Origin of the sequence: Adlercreutzia sp. ZJ138 (genome assembly GCF_011038935.1) — a bacterium.
Taxonomy (GTDB): Bacteria; Actinomycetota; Coriobacteriia; order Coriobacteriales; family Eggerthellaceae; genus ZJ141.
Genome location: NZ_JAAKEA010000018.1, coordinates 25,907 through 42,985, shown reverse-complemented (window position 1 = coordinate 42,985; position 17,079 = coordinate 25,907). Strand labels below are relative to the sequence as shown.

Here is a 17,079-nt window from a genome sequence, read left to right as displayed (position 1 = left end):
GTCTCCTTGCATGTGGGTAACGAAACCCTTTCACACCCAAAACAGGTTCCAAACGCTTGGCGGGTAGTGTTTGGGGCGAACTATGATCCTTGTCATAACGAAGGGATTTCCCTACGACGGCAAGGAGCGAAGAAGACATGCGGAATCAAAGCGGCGGAAACCTGGCGATCGCTCGGGCGTGCACGGTGGTGAAGCTTCTGTTTATGTGCGCGATCGCTGTGGCGGCAACACATCGCACAGATACCTACGTTTGTGCTGCCTCTGTGGTCGAGGCTGTTGCGATCTTTCTGCTGTCGGCGCTCGTGTGGCAGCACAGCCAAAAGGCTGGGTGGCTGGTTAACTCGCTACTTGCGCTGCTGTATAGCGCCCAGATGGCGGTGCTGCACTTTGGTGGAAGCTATATTTCTGTTGTGATGCTGTCGAACGTGTGTTTCGCAAGCTCTCTGTCGGGAAATGCCGTGCCGTATCTGATAGCCGCAGTGGTTGCGGTGGGCGCAAGCTTCTTGCCAGTACACTTTCCCGAATCGCTTTCGCGTTCAACCCGTCGCGTAATAACAGGCATAACGCTTGCTTGTTCTGTTGTGCTGGTGGTTGCGTTCTCTCCGGTTTCTCCCATGCTTGCGTGGGTGAACCTGGGTGCCGATGCGATTGCGCTTGCGGAAGACGAGAGAGCTGTAAGTGACATTGCCGCTGATGACGAACGTAGGTTTCAGATGTCGCAGCGGTTTAAGAACGATTCGGTTGTCGATTTCCGGGAAAAAGACGCCCGTCTTGCCGATCGGCCAAACGTCGTACTCATATTCATGGAAGGGCTCTCGCAGCACGTGATAGAAGACGAGCGCGAGATCATGCCGAATGTCGATCGATTGCAAGCCTCTTCGCTCAGCTTTATGAACTACTACAACCACACGTTCGCTACAGGGCGCGGTCTTGCCGGGCAGTTGTACAGTGGCTACCAGCTCGATAACCTTGGCGAAAACGGGCTCGTATCGCTGCAGGATTTGCTTGCTGCCGAAGGTTATTCCACGACGTTCATCAACACCGAGCCCCGCAACACCGAGTTCAGTGATTATCTCAGTCGCTTAGGCTTCGCCGAGTTTGCAAGCGATGCGTCGCAGGGTGGCTTTGGGCCAACAGGAACCTTATCCGATCGGGAGGCGTTTGAGCGTCTCTACGATACCATGGAGCGTGCGCACGCCGATAGCGACCCGTTTTTCATTTCGCTGTACACGTTTGGGACGCATGCCTCGCTCGATTCGCCCGACAAGCGCTTTGGTGACGGATCGTCGGCCGAATTGAACAAGTTCTACAACGCCGATTGGTGGCTTGGTGAGTTCATGAATCGTTTCCAGCAAAGCGACATGGCACGCGACACTATTATCGTGCTCACCTCGGATCACTGTACGTATGCCGATGCTGCGTATCGTGAGGCATTTCCCGATGCGCACCGCGAAAGTGCTATGTGTGATCGCATTCCGCTGATCATCTACGCGCGCGGTATGGAGCCGGAAACCGTTGATGCGTACGGGCGAAACTCGCTCGATTTAACCCCTACGGTGTGCGACTATCTGGACGTTTCAGGTGAGAACTTCTTCTTAGGCACGTCGCTATTTGCCGATGCAGAAGGTAGCGAAGGCGGCGCAGGCGAAGGTGACGAGGAGAAAGACGATGCAGACGAAATCGCCGTGGGTGAAACCGTGCCGATCGACTGCCTCTTCACCGAGTCGGTGAACGTGATTAGCACGGAAGACGCGAATGTTCGGGAAGCGCCAGCGCATACGGAAGCCGCGCTGCGCAACCTCCTGCGAGGCTACTACGCAATCGCCGCAAGGTAGTGGGTGACAATAGGGGCAGGGCATTCAGATACCCTGACATTCATTTGATGCAGGTTTCAAGATAACAGGGTAGACATGTTGGTAGCGCTCTAATATATTACTAATATATAGTCTCAAAGCACGGAGGCGAAGACATGGCGCAACCCATTTCAATCTATCTTTCCGATGATACTCTGGTAAAGCTTGATGAGCTGGTGCGCGAGCGGGCCGAGCAGGACCGCTGCCAGGGTCTTGAGGGTCGCCAGGTGACCAATCGGTCAAAGCTGATAGGGCGGCTCATTGACGAGCGGTTTGGTGAGAGACCTCGGCTTGCAACGGAGACTATTCGGTATGCCGTGGTTGATCTTGCCCGGCAATATGGGGCGGCTAAGGTGAGCCTGTTCGGTTCATATGCGCGCGGAGAGGCGCGGCCGGACTCGGACGTAGACATTTTGCTGGAAAAAGGCGCAATCAAAGGCATGCAGGTTCTTGACTTCCAGGAGGATCTGTCGCGCGTTTTGGGCCGTCCCGTGGACGTGGTTACCACGGCTGGCGCAAGTAAGCGCTTCCTCGAGAGAATTAAGCCAGATGCCATAGTCCTCTACGAAGCCGCGTGAGGTGTAACATGGATCAGCACGAAAGAGACATTGAGCAGTTGCACACAATCCTGCGCTACTGCGAAAGGCTAGAGGTGGCCAAGGCACACTTCGAAGATTCGTTCGATCGTTTTCAAGATACGGAGCCCTTCCAAGACAGCTGCAGCTTGTGCCTTATCCAAATCGGGGAGGCGGTCAATCGTCTTTCTGAGGCCTTCTGTGAATCTCATCCCGAAATACCCTGGTCAAAGATTTACGGAATGCGCTGCCATTTAGTTCATGGCTACGAGATGTTCGATGCGGAAATCGCCTGGGATGCCATTCAGAACCACATCCCCCCGTTGCGTGCGTTTTGCGAAGAGCGCGTGTGTGAATAGCGTCGAAAGGCGCATGCGGGTGACCCTATTGTCACACCCTGACCCTATTGTCACCTCAAACTTGCTCTTAACATATGTTAAGAGCAAGTTTAGCATTGTTCGTCAAAAGGGGGAAGATTCAGAAAAGGTGGCCCTTATAAGTCCGGAGGTCCTGTGGAAGCTGCGCAACCTGAAGTTGATAGGATAGACGTTGTAGCTGAGGTCTCGCAACCCGCATCCGAGAATACGATACAGGTCATAGAAAGGGTAGACGGATATTATTTACGCGATGGAGCTCCGACAATCTGAATAGGCTGAAGCAGCACATAAAACAATAGACCGAATCCAATGAGCTTGCAGCAAGCTGGACTCGGTCTATTGTTGTGATTGTCTTCCGCCGAAGAGAGAGGGGAAGGAAGGCGGAAGACAATCTTTAGGAAAGAAGTGGCATTACGAATTAGCCTTGCTTGCCCTCGTTAGGGCTAAATTGGTTGTCGGAGCGCCAGTTGCGATACATCTCCTGATCGTATGCCCAATCGGTGTATGTTTCTTCGCCGTTATCGCCAGGCATTGCCCAAATGTGGCACTGAGAGCAGTAGAACGAGTCGGTTTTCTGGTGAATCTTGTGGCAGTCGCCGCAGGCAACGTTGGTACCGTGAGCCAAGTGCGGGTTGATGGGGTAAGAGGTGTACTCTTCCCAAGTCATCTGGCCTTCTGCTTGTTCGTCAGAAAGACGCCAATCCCACATCTCGGTTCCCTTGCCCCAATCGGCGGTCTGCTCGATCACATAGTCGTAGTCATCGTGGCAGCTCGCGCAGTACTCTTTAAACGTGATGTCCACCTCGAAATCACCCGCTTCGTTGACTCCAAGGGTGTGGCAGTTGGTGCAATTGCCCATGGTGTCTTCGGAGAAGTACTGCTTCATTTCGTCAGCGTGCTCACCCATAATGCGGTCAGTTTCTTCGGTGGTTTCGCCTGCATCGTACTTCGAGAGGATATCCATATGGGTTTGCATGAGATCACCGGTCATATTGAACTGTTCAGGCAGTGAGGCATGGCAGCTCTGGCAATTCTGATGGTCGGCTGTCACCGCCATTGATGCCTGGTCGATATGATCGTCGGGGATAACAGCGGTGGTTTTGCTTCCAGAAGAGCAGGCTACTAGACACAATCCTGCAGTGAGGGCGGCAACCGCACAGGCAATAATCGCCTTCCCGCGCAGGCCACGCCGTTGTTTTGTCAGGTCTTTCAATTGATGACACCTCCTAAGGTGCGTTGTTTCCAGCTGATGGTGCTTCTTTGTGGTTCTAGTACAGAAGCCGACTTACTGCGTCGGTGATGTAGTCGGCGTGAGTGCCGGCCAGAAGCACCAGGAAGCGAAGTGCGCAGCCACCTGCAAGTGCGCATACCGCGCCACCGATACTGGCCCACTTCGCACTGGCCTTTTCGCCCATGGCGATGCTGGCAAGAGCGGCGGCAAAGGGGACTGCAAGACCGATACCAACAAAGAGAATCCAGAACCAGCCAGACAAATCGCCGCTTACCAGCAGTTGTGCCGAACTTGCCGCAGCAAGTGTGGCAGTGTCGTTGCCTACGGTGGAAACTTCGCCGCCGGCAAGCATGGTGGACATAAATGCGAACACTATGATTGCCTCAACAGCAACTAAGATCAAAACCGCGATTTCCATAATTCTCGAGGTGCGATGTGCCTCTTCATCTTTGCGAAGCCACTGGAAGAGGATCATTGTCAAAGCTAGGCCGGTGTCGAGTGCTGAAACCGTGAATAAGCAGGGCAGTAGTGCGGTTCCCCAGAACGGAATGCCGTCGGCCAGCATCAAAAGAACACCGGTGTAAACTGCAACGCCAGCAGCACATACGATGCCAACTATCGAAAGAACTCGACATACAAGTGTAGCCTTCTCTTCGGCAACCTTCGCGATCTTTCCAGATAAGATAACAGCGTTTGCGAAAATAACTATCATGGTTGCCATGAGCAGCCATGCGCCGATGGCCATAAGGGAACCAAAGTTGCTGAAGCTTTGCCACACCATCAAACCGCGCAAGGGGCTGGTGAGCTCGGTCAGCAGGAGCAGCAGGCCAACTGCCAAGCACGCGATAGATGCAAGTGAGGAAATAAACGCAAGCTTCTTATTCTTTGCTGGATCAATTAAGTAGAGCACAGCGGCTGTAATAAACGCGCCAGCACCCACGCCGCCGAGGAAAAGGTATAAGGCGGGCTGCCATCCCCATACCGTTTGAAACTCAATCATCTTTACTCCTTAGGGTTTCTAGGACAGCAGATACGAGGGGCCCGTTGGAGCGGTGATCTGCATGGCCCTTCCGCCGGACTCTTTGATAAGGTCGTCAATGGGTCCGAAATGCAGCGCTCCGTTAGCAACAGCCTCCACGCAAGCAGGTGCCTTTCCTTCGGTGCGGCCGGCAGATAGACACGCATCGCATTTGACCATTCCGGAAGCGTTGTAACGGGGTACATCGAAGGGGCAGGCGGTGTTGCAGTATTTGCACCCTATGCACCGGTCGTGGTCTACTACTACAATGCCGTCTTCCTGTCGTTTGGAAATGGCGCTTGCTGGGCAGGCTTTCATGCAAGACGGGTCAGCGCAATGCATGCACGAGGTGAACACGTGGCGATAACGGCCGTACTTACTCAGGTAGTCGCGCACCTCGCAAAGTGCCTCTTCGTCGGCGGGAATATTATTGGCGGTGCGACAGGCTTCAACGCATTCCTTAAAATCGTTGTTGAACGAAGCGTCGCACCAGAAACCGTACTGAACGGTTTCTGGTGTTTCTCCGGAATCGGCAACTGCTTGCCCTGTGGGGAACACCAGCTTGCCTCCCACAAGAAACGCGCATCCAAGGGCGGCGCCCCCAGCGACCAGGGATCGCCGGGAAATGTTTTGGGATTCTAACATGATGGGTTACTCCTTTAGAACTCGATGGAGACAATGCAGGGTTAGGCTTCGAGACCTAAGATGTAGGCGGCCGAGTTCTCGCCGCTGATGCGGCCCATGCCAAGCGCGTAGCCCTGAACTGAGCCGGGAATCTTGATGCCCGTAGTCTGACTCTGGAATCCGCCGCAATCCATGCCAGCAACGTAGAGACCTGGAATCGACTTTCCCTGTCGGGTTGTTACCTCGCCCTTGTTGTTGCAGTGGATGCCGCCTTTCTGGGAGATGATCATGGCCTTCAGGCGAGCGCCGTAGAAGGGGGGTCTACGCACCGCTTCCAGATAGTCTTTGGGCTTGAAGAATTCGGTGTCTTCTCCTGTATCCACCATGGCGTTGTAGTGCTCAATTGTTTCCATGGCTGTTTCAACAGGAAGTTGCATCTGCTCGAACATCTCTTCGAGGGAATCTGTCTTGAAGACATAGGGGTTGCCCTTGGCAATTTCCTCATCGCATTCCGCTTCGGCGTTTAGCAGCTGCTCACCGGGGTATGCATATTGTGCCCATCCGTTTACCACGCCTTTGGTCTTGTAGTAGTCCATAGCGTTCTGGTCGAACACCACGAAGGTGCGGTCTTGCGACTCTACCGCGTTGACCGGCGGGTACACTTGCTTGTTCGCGGCCTCGTTGTAGAAGCGCAGGCCGTCTTGGTTCAGCCAAACGCCACGCGACTCCATGGCTGCGGCGATGTTGAGATGCGATTCCAACATGAGTGGCTCGATGCCAGCAGCAAAACCAGGGCCACCGAAGCGGAATGGCTTGCCCATGCCTGCCTCGACTGCCAGCATGATGCCGTCGCCGGTAACGGTGGGAATGCCATGCCAGAACTGGTTGTCGGTGTTACGTTCGCTCCATCGCTCGATTAGGTCTTTGTTGGCGCCGGCACCAGCTGTGGCGAGCACGGCAGCTTTGATGTGTATGTTGATACACTTACCATCGGATGTGAGGCATTGCATGCCGACCAAGGTGCCGTTGTCCATAAGCACGTGGATGGCACGTGTGTTCAGCAGAATTTGAGCGCCAGCCTCACGACAGGCGTCAGCCAGAGCGTTGCACATCTCGTGCCCGCGGTTATGCTTGTAGAAGTGGTGCGTGGGTAATCCGTAGCGCCCACCGCCACAGCCAACAATTGTGTCTGGTCCGCATGTGTCAATAAGCCACTGCAAATCGGTGGAATTGCGCTTGAAGACTGCGCGCCACAGCGTTGAATTGCAGATGTAGTGATGATGGTCGTATTCCTGCTGTAAGATGAAGTCGACATTGATGTCTTCGCTGGAATAACCCAGTTCGTGTTGCCACTTGGTATCAATACCGGTGATGCCTTCAGCTTGTGCCGACTGGCCTCCCACATCGTCGGCGCGCTCAACGATAATCACGTTTTTCACGCCGTTTTGCATGGCTGTCAATGCAGCGGTCATGCCACCAAGACCCGCGCCAACGCAGAGCAGATCGCAGGTCATTTCTTCGTCGGGTTCGTCTATGAATTCAGGCATCGCCCACGGGCTGTTCGCAGGTACCGCTTCCACGATAGGCCCGATAGTGGGGTTTTTCGTGTTCACGATGGGAATGGTGGAATAGGTCTGGCCCGAGGCTTCGGTTGTTCCGGCGGCCTTTTCCATAACCGACACGTTCGCCTGCTTGTCAATCGACTGCGCGCCTGGGGTACACCCGGCAAGGCCCAATGTTGCGGCCCCGGCGCCTGCCAAAGCAAGACCGCTTAGGAACTCGCGTCGACTTACGCCCCCCTTGTCGCGCTGATCGAAAGACGACAGCTTTTCCTTCGTCATCTTCCTCTCCTTCCGTACTGTGCTTCTTTTCTGGCTTTCCCAGAAATCCTTAGACACTGTACGGGGCAAGGCTTCTCTTATCTATTCGTTAGGGTGGTATATTCCTTCTCTACCCCCCGGTATATTTTTTCGATAAGGCTTGTTTACCAGGTGTTTTACCTAACTTGTTCCTGGAGCAGACGCATGAGATCGTCTTTGCCATGTACGTTGAACTTCTTGTAAATATGGGCGATATGGGTGTGTGCTGTGCCTTTTTCAACAACCAGCCGATCTGCGATTTCCTGTTCGGTTAATCCCTTAATCATAAGTCCGAGCACCTCTTGTTCACGGTTTGTTAGTCTATGGGCTTCGGCAGCGGATCGTACCGTGGAAAGGTTCTTCTCAAGGCTGGGAGCTGCTTCGCTGTTGGAGAACCATTCGTTTGACATAACGAACAGAGAAACAACCAGCACAAGTGCCAATAGGCACGCGTTCTGAACAAGAGGAAACGACGTCACTGGCACAACAGAGAGTGCTATAGGGGCGGCTATCATGGAAACCAGATGGGCGCCGTACACGATCACGGTTCCCGTGCCAAAGAGTAACCAGCGTACAGTTGGTTTGTCGTGAGCGAGTTTTATCGTGGCAAGCAGAAGAAACATTCGCGTTAGGATGAGTGATGACCCCATCAAAAGGACGAAGATCTCTCCCATATCCAAGGGTACGATTTCGGTAAGGAGCAGGGCTCCCGCCGAAACGGGGAGCGTGATTCGGCACACTGACAATATGCCTACACGTTGACAGAACACAAACAGCACGATAAGGCATACAGCTCCGACCGCTTCTTCAGCAATCTCCATCCATGGGGTGATGTAATAGGCAGCGAAGAACATGTTGCGAGAGAAGAAATGGATAAACGAAACAGTGAAAAGGAGCGCGAATATTCCTACGACAAGCCGTTTTGAATACTGCAAGGTGTTTGCTCCTAGCACCTCGAGACCTTCGTCGTTTTGAGGTGTTTCCTCTTCAAAATCGCCTGCAAACAGCGTGAAGGCTGAAAAGACCCCAGCGATGATTGCAACCAGTAGAGGGTTGGTTCCGATTGCAATAGTCATGGCGGCAAGGGCCGAAGCGGCTCCCCATCCCACCAGCGCCATGAATACCATATCTCGCTCATTTAAATGTGAAAGCTCGTCGTACCAGGCGATTATGAGGATTCCACCGGATAAGCCCAACAAGGCAGCTCCGAGAAATCTATTGTCGGTCAGAGCAATTACACATGTTCCGATACAAAACAGAATTGCCGACGAGATAGCCAGTGGTGCTCGGTATCTCCTTTGCTCTATGGCTGGCATAGCCAACGTGAGTACAACGGTGGCAAGCAAAACACCCACAAGGAAGACCGTCGGCGTACCATGACCGGCTCCTTGGATGTGACGAAGAAAGAACAGCGAGCCAATAACGAAGAACCTACTGAACCCGAACCCAAGATAGCGCCATTTCTCTTTAAGTAGTCGGTGTTTCCCCCACGTTGCGTTCATTTCCCCTCCAAAAGCAAGCAGTACAATTCCGGCTTGGGCGGATGAACCTGCGAGCCGGAGAATCAAGCCTTATCGGCCAAATATCTACGGAGAAAAACGGGGCAATTGTAGCACATGTGCCGGTATTCATCATGTGTTGCGTCATCATGTATCATGAGAGCGCTCTCTGGCAAAGGCGCTTATCTGTTGCGCGCTTCAGGAGTGCGATGCTGGTTGACGAGGTAAGGAAAGTGGGCGCGTGTGGGCGTTTACCCTTCCAAGGATATAGTGCGGCAGGCGGGCGACGCTTGCGTGGCGGATGACGCTCGCGTATCGGGCGACGCTTGCGTGGCAGGCAATGCCCAAACGGCGGGCAACGCCCGAGCTGAGGTCACAACTCAAACAACAGACGACACCCAAACAGCATGCGCAGGCGACGTTGCTGCGCAGCTTCCCTGTGCGGCGCGTATCGAATACGTGGTGCCGGAAAGCCCAGCTGACGATGCAGGATTTGAGGCTGGCTGCTATCTCACTCATGTTGACGGACACCCGCTGCGCGACATCATCGACTGGCGCTGGCATTCGTCGGGTTACGTTGTTGAGCTGGGGTATGTCGATCTCGATGGCGACGTGGGCACCGTCGAACTTGAGCGTGATGAGGGCGAAGACTGGGGCTTTGAATTTGATGGCGTTATCTTCGACCGCATTAAGCTGTGCCGCAACGCCTGCACGTTCTGTTTCATGCGACAGCTACCCGATGACATGCGCAGCTCGCTTTCGCTGCGCGATGACGACTTCCGCCTCAGCTTTCTGTCGGGCACCTTCGTTACGCTAACGAACCTTTCGCCCGCTGACGAGGCGCGCATCATCGAACAGCGCATATCGCCGTTGCGCGTGTCGCTGCATGCGTCGAATGCACAGGTGCGCCGCCGCATGATCGGAAAGCATGCAGCTCATGGTATCGCCGCGCTCGACCGGCTGCTGGCGGCGGGTATTGAGGTACACGCGCAGATTGTGCTGGTTCCTGGCGACAACGACGGCGACGTGCTGCGCGAAACGCTTTCGTGGGCCTATAAGCGGCCGGGTATTGTGGGTGTAGGTATTGTGCCGTTGGGGTTCACCAAGCACCAAACGTGTTTCGCAGAAAGCTTCAACGATGAAGCGTCTGCGCGCGGGGTGGTGGAGGTTATTCATCCGTTTCAAGAGCGCGCTCTTGCCGAGCGGCAGACTCCGTGGGTGTTTGCGGCTGATGAGTTCTACAGCAACGCCTTTGGCGATGAGCTACTGGACAATTTACCTCCCACCAGCCATTACGGTGATTTCAGCATGTTTGAAGACGGCATTGGTATCATTCGGTCATATGTAGACGACTGGCAACGCGCCGAAGCATCGGGCGCAATGCTGCGATGCGCCGAGGTACTGCACAGTCAGGGTATTGTGGCTCGCTACGTGGTGGGCGAGGCAATGCAGCCGTTTTTAAACCAGCTGGTTGCTAAAAGCCCCGTTGCCGGCGTATTCGAGCCGCTGACAGTGCGAAACGAGTATTTCGGCGGCAACGTGGATGTCACGGGGCTTCTGTGTGGATGCGACGTGTCGCGCGCAGTTGCGCACGCGACAGGAAACCTGTTCGCGCTGCCGCAAGTCATGTTCAACGACGATAGCATGACCTTAGATGATATGACTTTGCAGGATATGGAAAACGCTGCGGGCAAACCGATGGCCGTGGTATCCTGTAACGCGTCTGATTTTATGAGAGAGATCGCAGACCTTGCAGGACGTATGTAGCGTCGCAGCTGATCGCCGCCTTGTTACCGTGTCGTTTCCCGGCGTCGCTGGCTGTATGCATGCAAGGCGCTGTCATCCGATATCGAAAAGGATCGAACCATGGCATTGCCCCTTGTAGCAGTGGTTGGCCGCCCGAATGTTGGTAAGTCGACGCTCGTGAACCGCATAGCCCAGGCCGACGAGGCCATCGTTCACGAGATGCGCGGCGTCACGCGTGATAGGTCGTACCACGAAGCCGACTGGAACGGTGTGCATTTCAAGCTGGTGGACACCGGTGGCATCGAAATGGGAGATGACGACGCATTTCAGGGGTCCATTCGCAACCAAGCGTTCAATGCGACGCATGAATCCGACGTCATTTTGTTTGTCGTTGACGGCCGCACCGGCATCAACGCCGACGACGAAGAGGTCGCGCGCATTCTGCGCCGCAGCGACAAGCCGGTGTTCGTGGTGGTGAACAAGCTGGACACGCCTGGTCGCGAAGATGACATGTGGGAGTTTTGCCAGTTAGGGCTTGGTGATCTGTGGCCGGTTTCTGCCACCCACGGGCACGGTACCGGTGACTTGCTCGACGCCGTGGTTGACGAGCTGCGCAAGCTCGATCTTGACGACGCCCACGAGGAAGAGGACTCCGGCATAAATGTGGCCATCATCGGACGCCCGAATGCAGGGAAGTCGTCGCTGACGAACTGTATGACGTGCGGCAATCGCTCCATCGTAAGCGACGTTGCGGGCACCACGCGCGACGCCATAGACACGCTTGTTGAACATGACGGGCATCGCTACACCATTGTTGACACGGCGGGACTACGCCGCAAGAGTCAGATCGACGAAGACGTGGAGTACTACGGCTTCGTGCGCGCCATGCGTGCCATCGATCGCGCTGACGTGACTATCCTGGTCATCGACGGCACACTGGGCCTTACCAACGAAGACCAGCGCGTTGCAGGTTATGCCGCCGAGCGCGGTTGCGCCATGGTTATCGCGTTGAACAAGTGGGATCTTGTTAAGGGACCCGAGGCGAAGGAGAAGGTTCGCGAACGCATTGACGATCGTCTCATGTTCGTGGGTTACGCGCCGGTAGTTTCTACGGTGGCGCTTACCGGCAAGCGCGTCGATCGCGTTTGGGAGGCAATTGATGTGGCCTACGCAAGCTACAGCCAGACCATTCCCACGAGCAAGCTCAACGCATGGCTGCAAGAAATCCGCGAGACGGGGCATACTGTCAGCAAAGGCAAGACGATCCTGCGTATGAAATACATCACGCAAACAGCTACCTGCCCACCCCAGTTCACGTTCTTCGTGAACCGCCCCGACGTCGTGGACGACAACTACCGGCGCTATCTGGAAAACCGCATGCGTGAACACTTCGACTTAACCGGCACACCCATAATCATGAAGTTCAAGAAGAAGGATTAGTCCATGCTCTCCTTTGATGCTGTGGTGCTGTTGGTGGCGCTGTTCGCGGTGACGTTCTTGTTGGGATCGATTCCCTGGGGCGTTGTGGTGTCGAGGTTGTTCTTCCATAAAGACCTTCGCAACGAAGGTTCGGGAAACATCGGAACCACTAACGCCATGCGCTCGATGGGCAAAGTTGGCGGCAGTGCGGTGTTCGTGCTCGACTTCGGTAAGGGTCTGCTTTCGGGTGCGCTTGCGACGTTTACAGCACCGCATGTGCAGGCGGCCAGCGCCGCCGGTGCCGACGTTGCCTGTGCGCTGTGCTTGGGCACGGCCGTGCTTGGTTGCGTGTGGGGACACATCTTCAGTCCGTGGCTCAAGTTTAAGGGTGGCAAGGGTATCGCGGTGGCCATCGGCTGCTTGTTCTTCGTGTTCGGTCCTGTGGGTGCGATCATTGAGCTTTTGGTGTTCGCGGTATTGGTGTTAGCCACACGCTACGTGTCGGCGGGATCGCTGGCAGCCGCCGTTATTTGTCCGTTTTTGGCGTGCTGGTTTTTGTCGGGGCAGTGGGTTGCCATCGCGTTGGTAACACTTGCGGCTGTTACCGTGGTGTGGGCGCATCGCGGAAACATTGCCCGCCTGCGAGCCGGCACCGAGCGTAAGGTGGGGGCGAAAAAGCCGCAAGGCCCGAACGGGGGAACTTCGACAGGCAGCTCGAACGGGAGCGCCGCGTAAACTGGGTTCAACAGCAACGTTGGCAGATAGGCAAGCCGTAGGCGGCGGGCCGTTGGGAAGGTGAGAGATGAAAGTCGCAGTCATCGGAGCCGGATCGTGGGGGACGGCACTCTCGCAGCTTCTGGCGCAGAATGGGAACAACGTGGGACTGTGGGCGCGCAAGCCCGAAGTTGTGCATACGATCAACACCGAGCATCGCAACCCGCGCTATTTAACCGACGCGTGCTTGAGTGACAACATTGTTGCCACGCTGTCGTATCGCGACGCACTGCTGCGTGCGCGGGCAGTAGTGGTAGTTACGCCGTCGAACTTGATGCGCGGCGTCGCCCGGGCACTTTCCGACGTGATTGATGACGAGTTTCCGGTTGTCATCTGCTCGAAAGGTGTTGAGGACGGCAGCGGCATGCTACCTGTTGAAGTGTTCGAATCGGAAATGGGTAACGCCGCTCGCTTGGCGGTGCTGTCTGGTCCGAACCACGCCGAAGAGGTGGTGCGTGGCATTCCGTCGGGCACGGTTATTGCCAGCGAATCGGAGCAGACTGCGCAGCTATTCCAGCAGCTGTTCGCACGCGATGCATTCCGCACCTATGTAAGCGACGACGTGTGTGGCGTTGAGTTGTGCGCTGCGTTCAAGAATGTTATCGCTATTGCCGTGGGCGTGTCGTACGGCCTGGGTTTTGGCGACAATACGGCCGCAATGCTCATGACGCGTGGTCAGGCCGAAATGAGCCGACTGGTAGTGAAAGCTGGCGGGCAGGCGCTTACCTGCATGGGGCTGGCGGGCACGGGCGACCTTATTGCTACGTGTACATCGGAGCATTCGCGCAACCGTCGATTCGGCAAACTGCTTGCCGAAGGAGGCACACTTGACGACTTCACGGCGCAAACACACATGGTTGCCGAAGGGGCGCTGGCATGTAAGACGCTTGAGGTGCTGTCGAAGCGATACGATGTCGAGCTTCCCATCACCGATGTTGTACGCAAGGTTATTTGGGAGAAAGCCGACGCTCGCGAGATATCCCGTGCGCTCATGGCGCGTCCTTTGACAACCGAGTTCTGCGGGCTGTAGGTTGGCTGGGGCCTTAAAGAAACCGTCTTAGGAAATTGTCTTAGGAAACCGTCTCAAGAAACTGCCTGAAGAAACCCAAGGAAAGGTTTACGCTATGTTCGAACCGGTGAGAATTGCACCGTCTATCTTATCTGCCGACTTCATGAACTTAGGCCGCGATATTGCGCTCATTGAAGACGCTGGAGCGGGCTTTGTGCACGTTGATGTGATGGACGGCCATTTCGTGCCGAATCTCACGATTGGCGTGCCGGTGCTCAAGCAACTTGCAAAACTGGCGCACATTCCGCTCGATGTTCATCTGATGATCGATAACCCCCTACGCGAATTGCCTTGGTTTCTGGATGCGTTGCAGGGCGCCGCTGATCCAGGTTCGTGTATTGTCACCGTGCACGCCGAGGCACTCTACGGCCCGCAGCTAAAAGAGGCAACAGACACCATTCACGCTGCGGGGTGCAAGGCGGCCGTAGCGCTGAAGCCGTGCACGCCGCCGGCTGTGCTCGCGCCGATTATTTCCGATCTCGACATGGTGCTCGTCATGAGTGTCGAACCTGGTTTTTCGGGGCAAAGCTACATTGAGGGCTCCGATGCTAAGGTGGCTGAAGTCGTTGCGCTTGCGTGCGAGGCGGGGGTGCGTCCGCTGATTCAGGTTGATGGTGGCATTGGTGTGCGTACGGCACCGCTCGTCGCCTCTTCTGGTGCTGACGTGCTGGTATGTGGCAATGCGGTGTTTGCAGCCGACGACCCAGCAATGGCGTTGCAGGAGGTGTGTCGCGTGGCCGACAGGGCCCGCATGGCAGCGCTGGAAGTGTAGCGCTCACGGGAGCATCGCCTTCGTTTACGGGTCATTGCTGCGCAGCAGAAAACGAGGGCGGAAAACGGGGGGTGGCGAGCGCAGGTGGCGCCTGCCACCCCCCCGACGATTGGGAAGAAAGAGGTTTACATTTCGCATGACCGGTTCAATGAGCGATTTGACCGTCGACGATTACGCGTATTTCGACTACGCGGCCACTGCGCCGCTGTGTGACGAGGCTGCCTGTGCTATGGCAGCCTACCAGGTGCCCGGCCGAGCCAACTTGATCGTGGGTGCCAATGCCAATTCACTCCATTCGCCGGGGCGCGCGGCGTTTGAGGCGATGGAACGTGCACGCAAGAGCGTAGCTGCCGACATCGGCGCGCGCCGTCCCGACGAAGTGGTGTTTACGTCGGGGGCAACCGAGGCCGATGTTGCCGCGCTTGTGGGAATAGCGCACGGTGCCGCACACGCGCGTCATATCGACCTCGCGCGCGGCGAGACCCCGCACATCGTGACCACCGCTATCGAACACGACGCGGTGCTGCAGCCTGCCAAGCGGCTTGAGGCGCAGGGCTTCCGTGTAACCTACGTTCGCCCCGATCGGCAAGGGTTCGTGAGCGCGCAGGCCGTGCGTGATGCGGTTGGCCCGCAGACGGTGCTCGTGTCAGTGCAGGCTGCGAACAGCGAGCTTGGCAGCGTGCAGCCGCTGTGTGACATTGCGCGTGCAGCGCACGACGGCGGCGCTCTCTTTCACACCGATGCGGTGCAGGCGGCAGGAAAGCTGCCCTTAAGCATGCAGGACATCGGTGCCGATGCTGCGTCGTTTTCGGCACACAAGGTGGGCGGTCCGAAGGGTGTAGGTGCGCTGTACCTGAGGGCACGTACACCCTTTGAAGCGCAGCTGCTTGGCGGCGGGCAGGAATCGGCTCGTCGTAGTGGCACGCAAAACGTCGCTGGCATTGTTGGGTTCGCTGCGGCGTTGCGAGCGTCGGTGAACATGCAAGTGAGTGAATCTGCTCGTCTGTGCGCGCTGCGCGACCGCCTGTATGCGGAGCTTGCGGCCATGGACGGCGTTATGCCTACTGTTGAGGTTCCCTCGCAAAGCGAGCGCTTCTTGCCAAATATTGTGCATGTGTTGGTTCGCGGCATGGAAAGCGAGACACTTATCTTGCGGCTCGACGCGCTGGGGTTTGGGGTGTCGGGCGGCTCGGCATGCTCGTCGCATTCGCTTGCGCCTAGCCACGTGCTCACCAGCTGCGGCGTTTCCGCCGATGCCGCGCAGGGGGCGCTTCGTATCTCGCTGGGGCGCTATACCACCGAGCGCGACGTAGAGACCCTGATAGCGGCATTGCCACGTGTAATCAGGTGACCCTTTGGCACACTTTGGCATACTCACACATGACATCATCGAAACAAAGGGAAGGAGAAAGCGAGCATGGAACTGATCAACATGCATTGCCATAGCAAGTACTGTGGTCACGGCGAAGGTGAGGTGGAAGAATACGCCGTTGCGGCCGAGGCAGCAGGTTTGAGCGCACTGGCATTCACCGAGCATTTCCCGCTGACGTTGGCCTTCGATCCCGACCGCTACTTGTCAGTGCCGGCCGAGCGCATGCCTGACTACCTGCGAGCGGTTGAAGAAGCACGGGCGGCACATCCTTCTCTTGAGATCATCACCGGCTGCGAGCTTGACTGGCTGGGAACGGATGACGATCGCAACCTCGTGTCAGCCGACTTCGATCCGTTTGTGCATGTGTTGCTGTCGGTTCACTTCGTTGATCGGTGGGCGTTCGATGATCCTGCTCAGCGCGATGCGTGGGAGCAACCAGGCGCGCCCGAGCGCATCTGGCGGCGCTATGTTGAGCTGTGGTGTGACGCAGTGTCGTCAGATGTGCCTTTTACCGCTATGTCTCATCCCGATCTGGCCAAGAAATTCGCCTATTACCCATCCTTTGATCTAACGCCACTCTATCAGCAGATGGCCGAAGCGTGCGCGGCGGCGGGCAAGATGATTGAGGTGAACACGTCGGGGTCGTATTACGCCTGCGCGCAGATGTTTCCCGCACCCGAACTGCTGCGCGAGTTTTGCCGTGCGGGCGTTCCGTGCACGGTGGGAACCGATGCGCACAAACCCGAGCATGTTGCGCGCGATATCGAGCACGCGTATGCCTATATGTACGAGGCAGGTTATCGTGTTGTTACCGTTCCGACGGCTACAGGCGACCGCCGAACCATTACCATCGAGTAAATACGAAGTGGGCGCATCATGCGTAGTTTGCGG

The 17,079-nt window shown here is 56.2% G+C and carries 15 protein-coding genes; 10 read left to right on the top strand and 5 right to left on the bottom strand.

What is annotated here, in order from left to right:
• The first annotated feature begins 137 nt into the window (after window positions 1-137).
• The 3 genes from G7Y43_RS08135 (at window position 138) to G7Y43_RS08125 (ending at window position 2,787) form a co-directional block, all read left to right on the top strand.
• Complete coding sequence (locus G7Y43_RS08135) at window positions 138-1,835, top strand: LTA synthase family protein (protein WP_165045878.1); 1,698 nt, start codon at window positions 138-140, stop codon at window positions 1,833-1,835.
• Window positions 1,836-1,969: 134 nt separating this feature from the next.
• Complete coding sequence (locus G7Y43_RS08130) at window positions 1,970-2,431, top strand: nucleotidyltransferase family protein (protein ID WP_165045876.1); 462 nt, start codon at window positions 1,970-1,972, stop codon at window positions 2,429-2,431.
• Window positions 2,432-2,439: 8 nt separating this feature from the next.
• A complete protein-coding gene (locus G7Y43_RS08125; protein WP_165045874.1) occupies window positions 2,440-2,787 on the top strand; it encodes a DUF86 domain-containing protein in 348 nt (115 codons plus the stop codon).
• Window positions 2,788-3,223: 436 nt separating this feature from the next.
• Here the strand turns inward: G7Y43_RS08125 and G7Y43_RS08120 are convergent, their stop codons facing one another.
• The 5 genes from G7Y43_RS08120 to G7Y43_RS08100 form a co-directional block, all read right to left on the bottom strand.
• Entirely contained in the window at window positions 3,224-4,018 is a 795-nt protein-coding gene (locus G7Y43_RS08120) for a cytochrome c3 family protein (RefSeq protein WP_165045872.1), read from the bottom strand.
• Window positions 4,019-4,073: 55 nt separating this feature from the next.
• Window positions 4,074-5,036 carry an NrfD/PsrC family molybdoenzyme membrane anchor subunit gene (nrfD, locus tag G7Y43_RS08115; RefSeq protein WP_241158210.1) on the bottom strand — a complete coding sequence of 321 codons (963 nt, stop codon included), beginning with the start codon at window positions 5,034-5,036 and terminating at the stop codon, window positions 4,074-4,076.
• Between the two features lie 18 nt (window positions 5,037-5,054).
• Window positions 5,055-5,699, bottom strand: a complete 645-nt coding sequence (locus G7Y43_RS08110; protein WP_165045870.1) for a 4Fe-4S dicluster domain-containing protein — start codon at window positions 5,697-5,699, stop codon at window positions 5,055-5,057.
• 41 nt (window positions 5,700-5,740) lie between these two features.
• Complete coding sequence (locus G7Y43_RS08105; RefSeq protein WP_165045868.1) at window positions 5,741-7,519, bottom strand: FAD-dependent oxidoreductase; 1,779 nt, start codon at window positions 7,517-7,519, stop codon at window positions 5,741-5,743.
• A gap of 155 nt (window positions 7,520-7,674) precedes the next feature.
• On the bottom strand, window positions 7,675-9,039 hold the full coding sequence (locus tag G7Y43_RS08100; protein ID WP_165045866.1) for a response regulator transcription factor: 1,365 nt from the start codon (window positions 9,037-9,039) through the stop codon (window positions 7,675-7,677).
• A gap of 456 nt (window positions 9,040-9,495) precedes the next feature.
• Here G7Y43_RS08100 and G7Y43_RS08095 point away from each other — a divergent pair, with 456 nt between their 5' ends.
• From G7Y43_RS08095 to G7Y43_RS08065, 7 genes are all read left to right on the top strand, one after another.
• A complete protein-coding gene (locus G7Y43_RS08095; protein WP_370514672.1) occupies window positions 9,496-10,803 on the top strand; it encodes a DUF512 domain-containing protein in 1,308 nt (435 codons plus the stop codon).
• 99 nt (window positions 10,804-10,902) lie between these two features.
• Window positions 10,903-12,222 (top strand): ribosome biogenesis GTPase Der, encoded by a 1,320-nt coding sequence (der, locus tag G7Y43_RS08090; RefSeq protein ID WP_165045864.1) that lies wholly within the window; start codon window positions 10,903-10,905, stop codon window positions 12,220-12,222.
• 3 nt (window positions 12,223-12,225) lie between these two features.
• Window positions 12,226-12,936, top strand: coding sequence for a glycerol-3-phosphate 1-O-acyltransferase PlsY (plsY, locus tag G7Y43_RS08085; protein WP_165045862.1), 711 nt, complete (start codon window positions 12,226-12,228; stop codon window positions 12,934-12,936).
• Between the two features lie 67 nt (window positions 12,937-13,003).
• Window positions 13,004-14,005: an NAD(P)H-dependent glycerol-3-phosphate dehydrogenase gene (locus tag G7Y43_RS08080; RefSeq protein ID WP_165045860.1), complete on the top strand. Its 1,002-nt coding sequence runs from the start codon at window positions 13,004-13,006 to the stop codon at window positions 14,003-14,005.
• 94 nt (window positions 14,006-14,099) lie between these two features.
• Window positions 14,100-14,816, top strand: a complete 717-nt coding sequence (gene rpe / locus G7Y43_RS08075; protein WP_165045858.1) for a ribulose-phosphate 3-epimerase — start codon at window positions 14,100-14,102, stop codon at window positions 14,814-14,816.
• Window positions 14,817-14,952: 136 nt separating this feature from the next.
• Complete coding sequence (locus G7Y43_RS08070) at window positions 14,953-16,167, top strand: cysteine desulfurase family protein (protein ID WP_370514669.1); 1,215 nt, start codon at window positions 14,953-14,955, stop codon at window positions 16,165-16,167.
• Between the two features lie 66 nt (window positions 16,168-16,233).
• Window positions 16,234-17,046 carry a histidinol-phosphatase HisJ family protein gene (locus tag G7Y43_RS08065; RefSeq protein WP_165045856.1) on the top strand — a complete coding sequence of 271 codons (813 nt, stop codon included), beginning with the start codon at window positions 16,234-16,236 and terminating at the stop codon, window positions 17,044-17,046.
• Window positions 17,047-17,079: the final 33 nt, after the last annotated feature.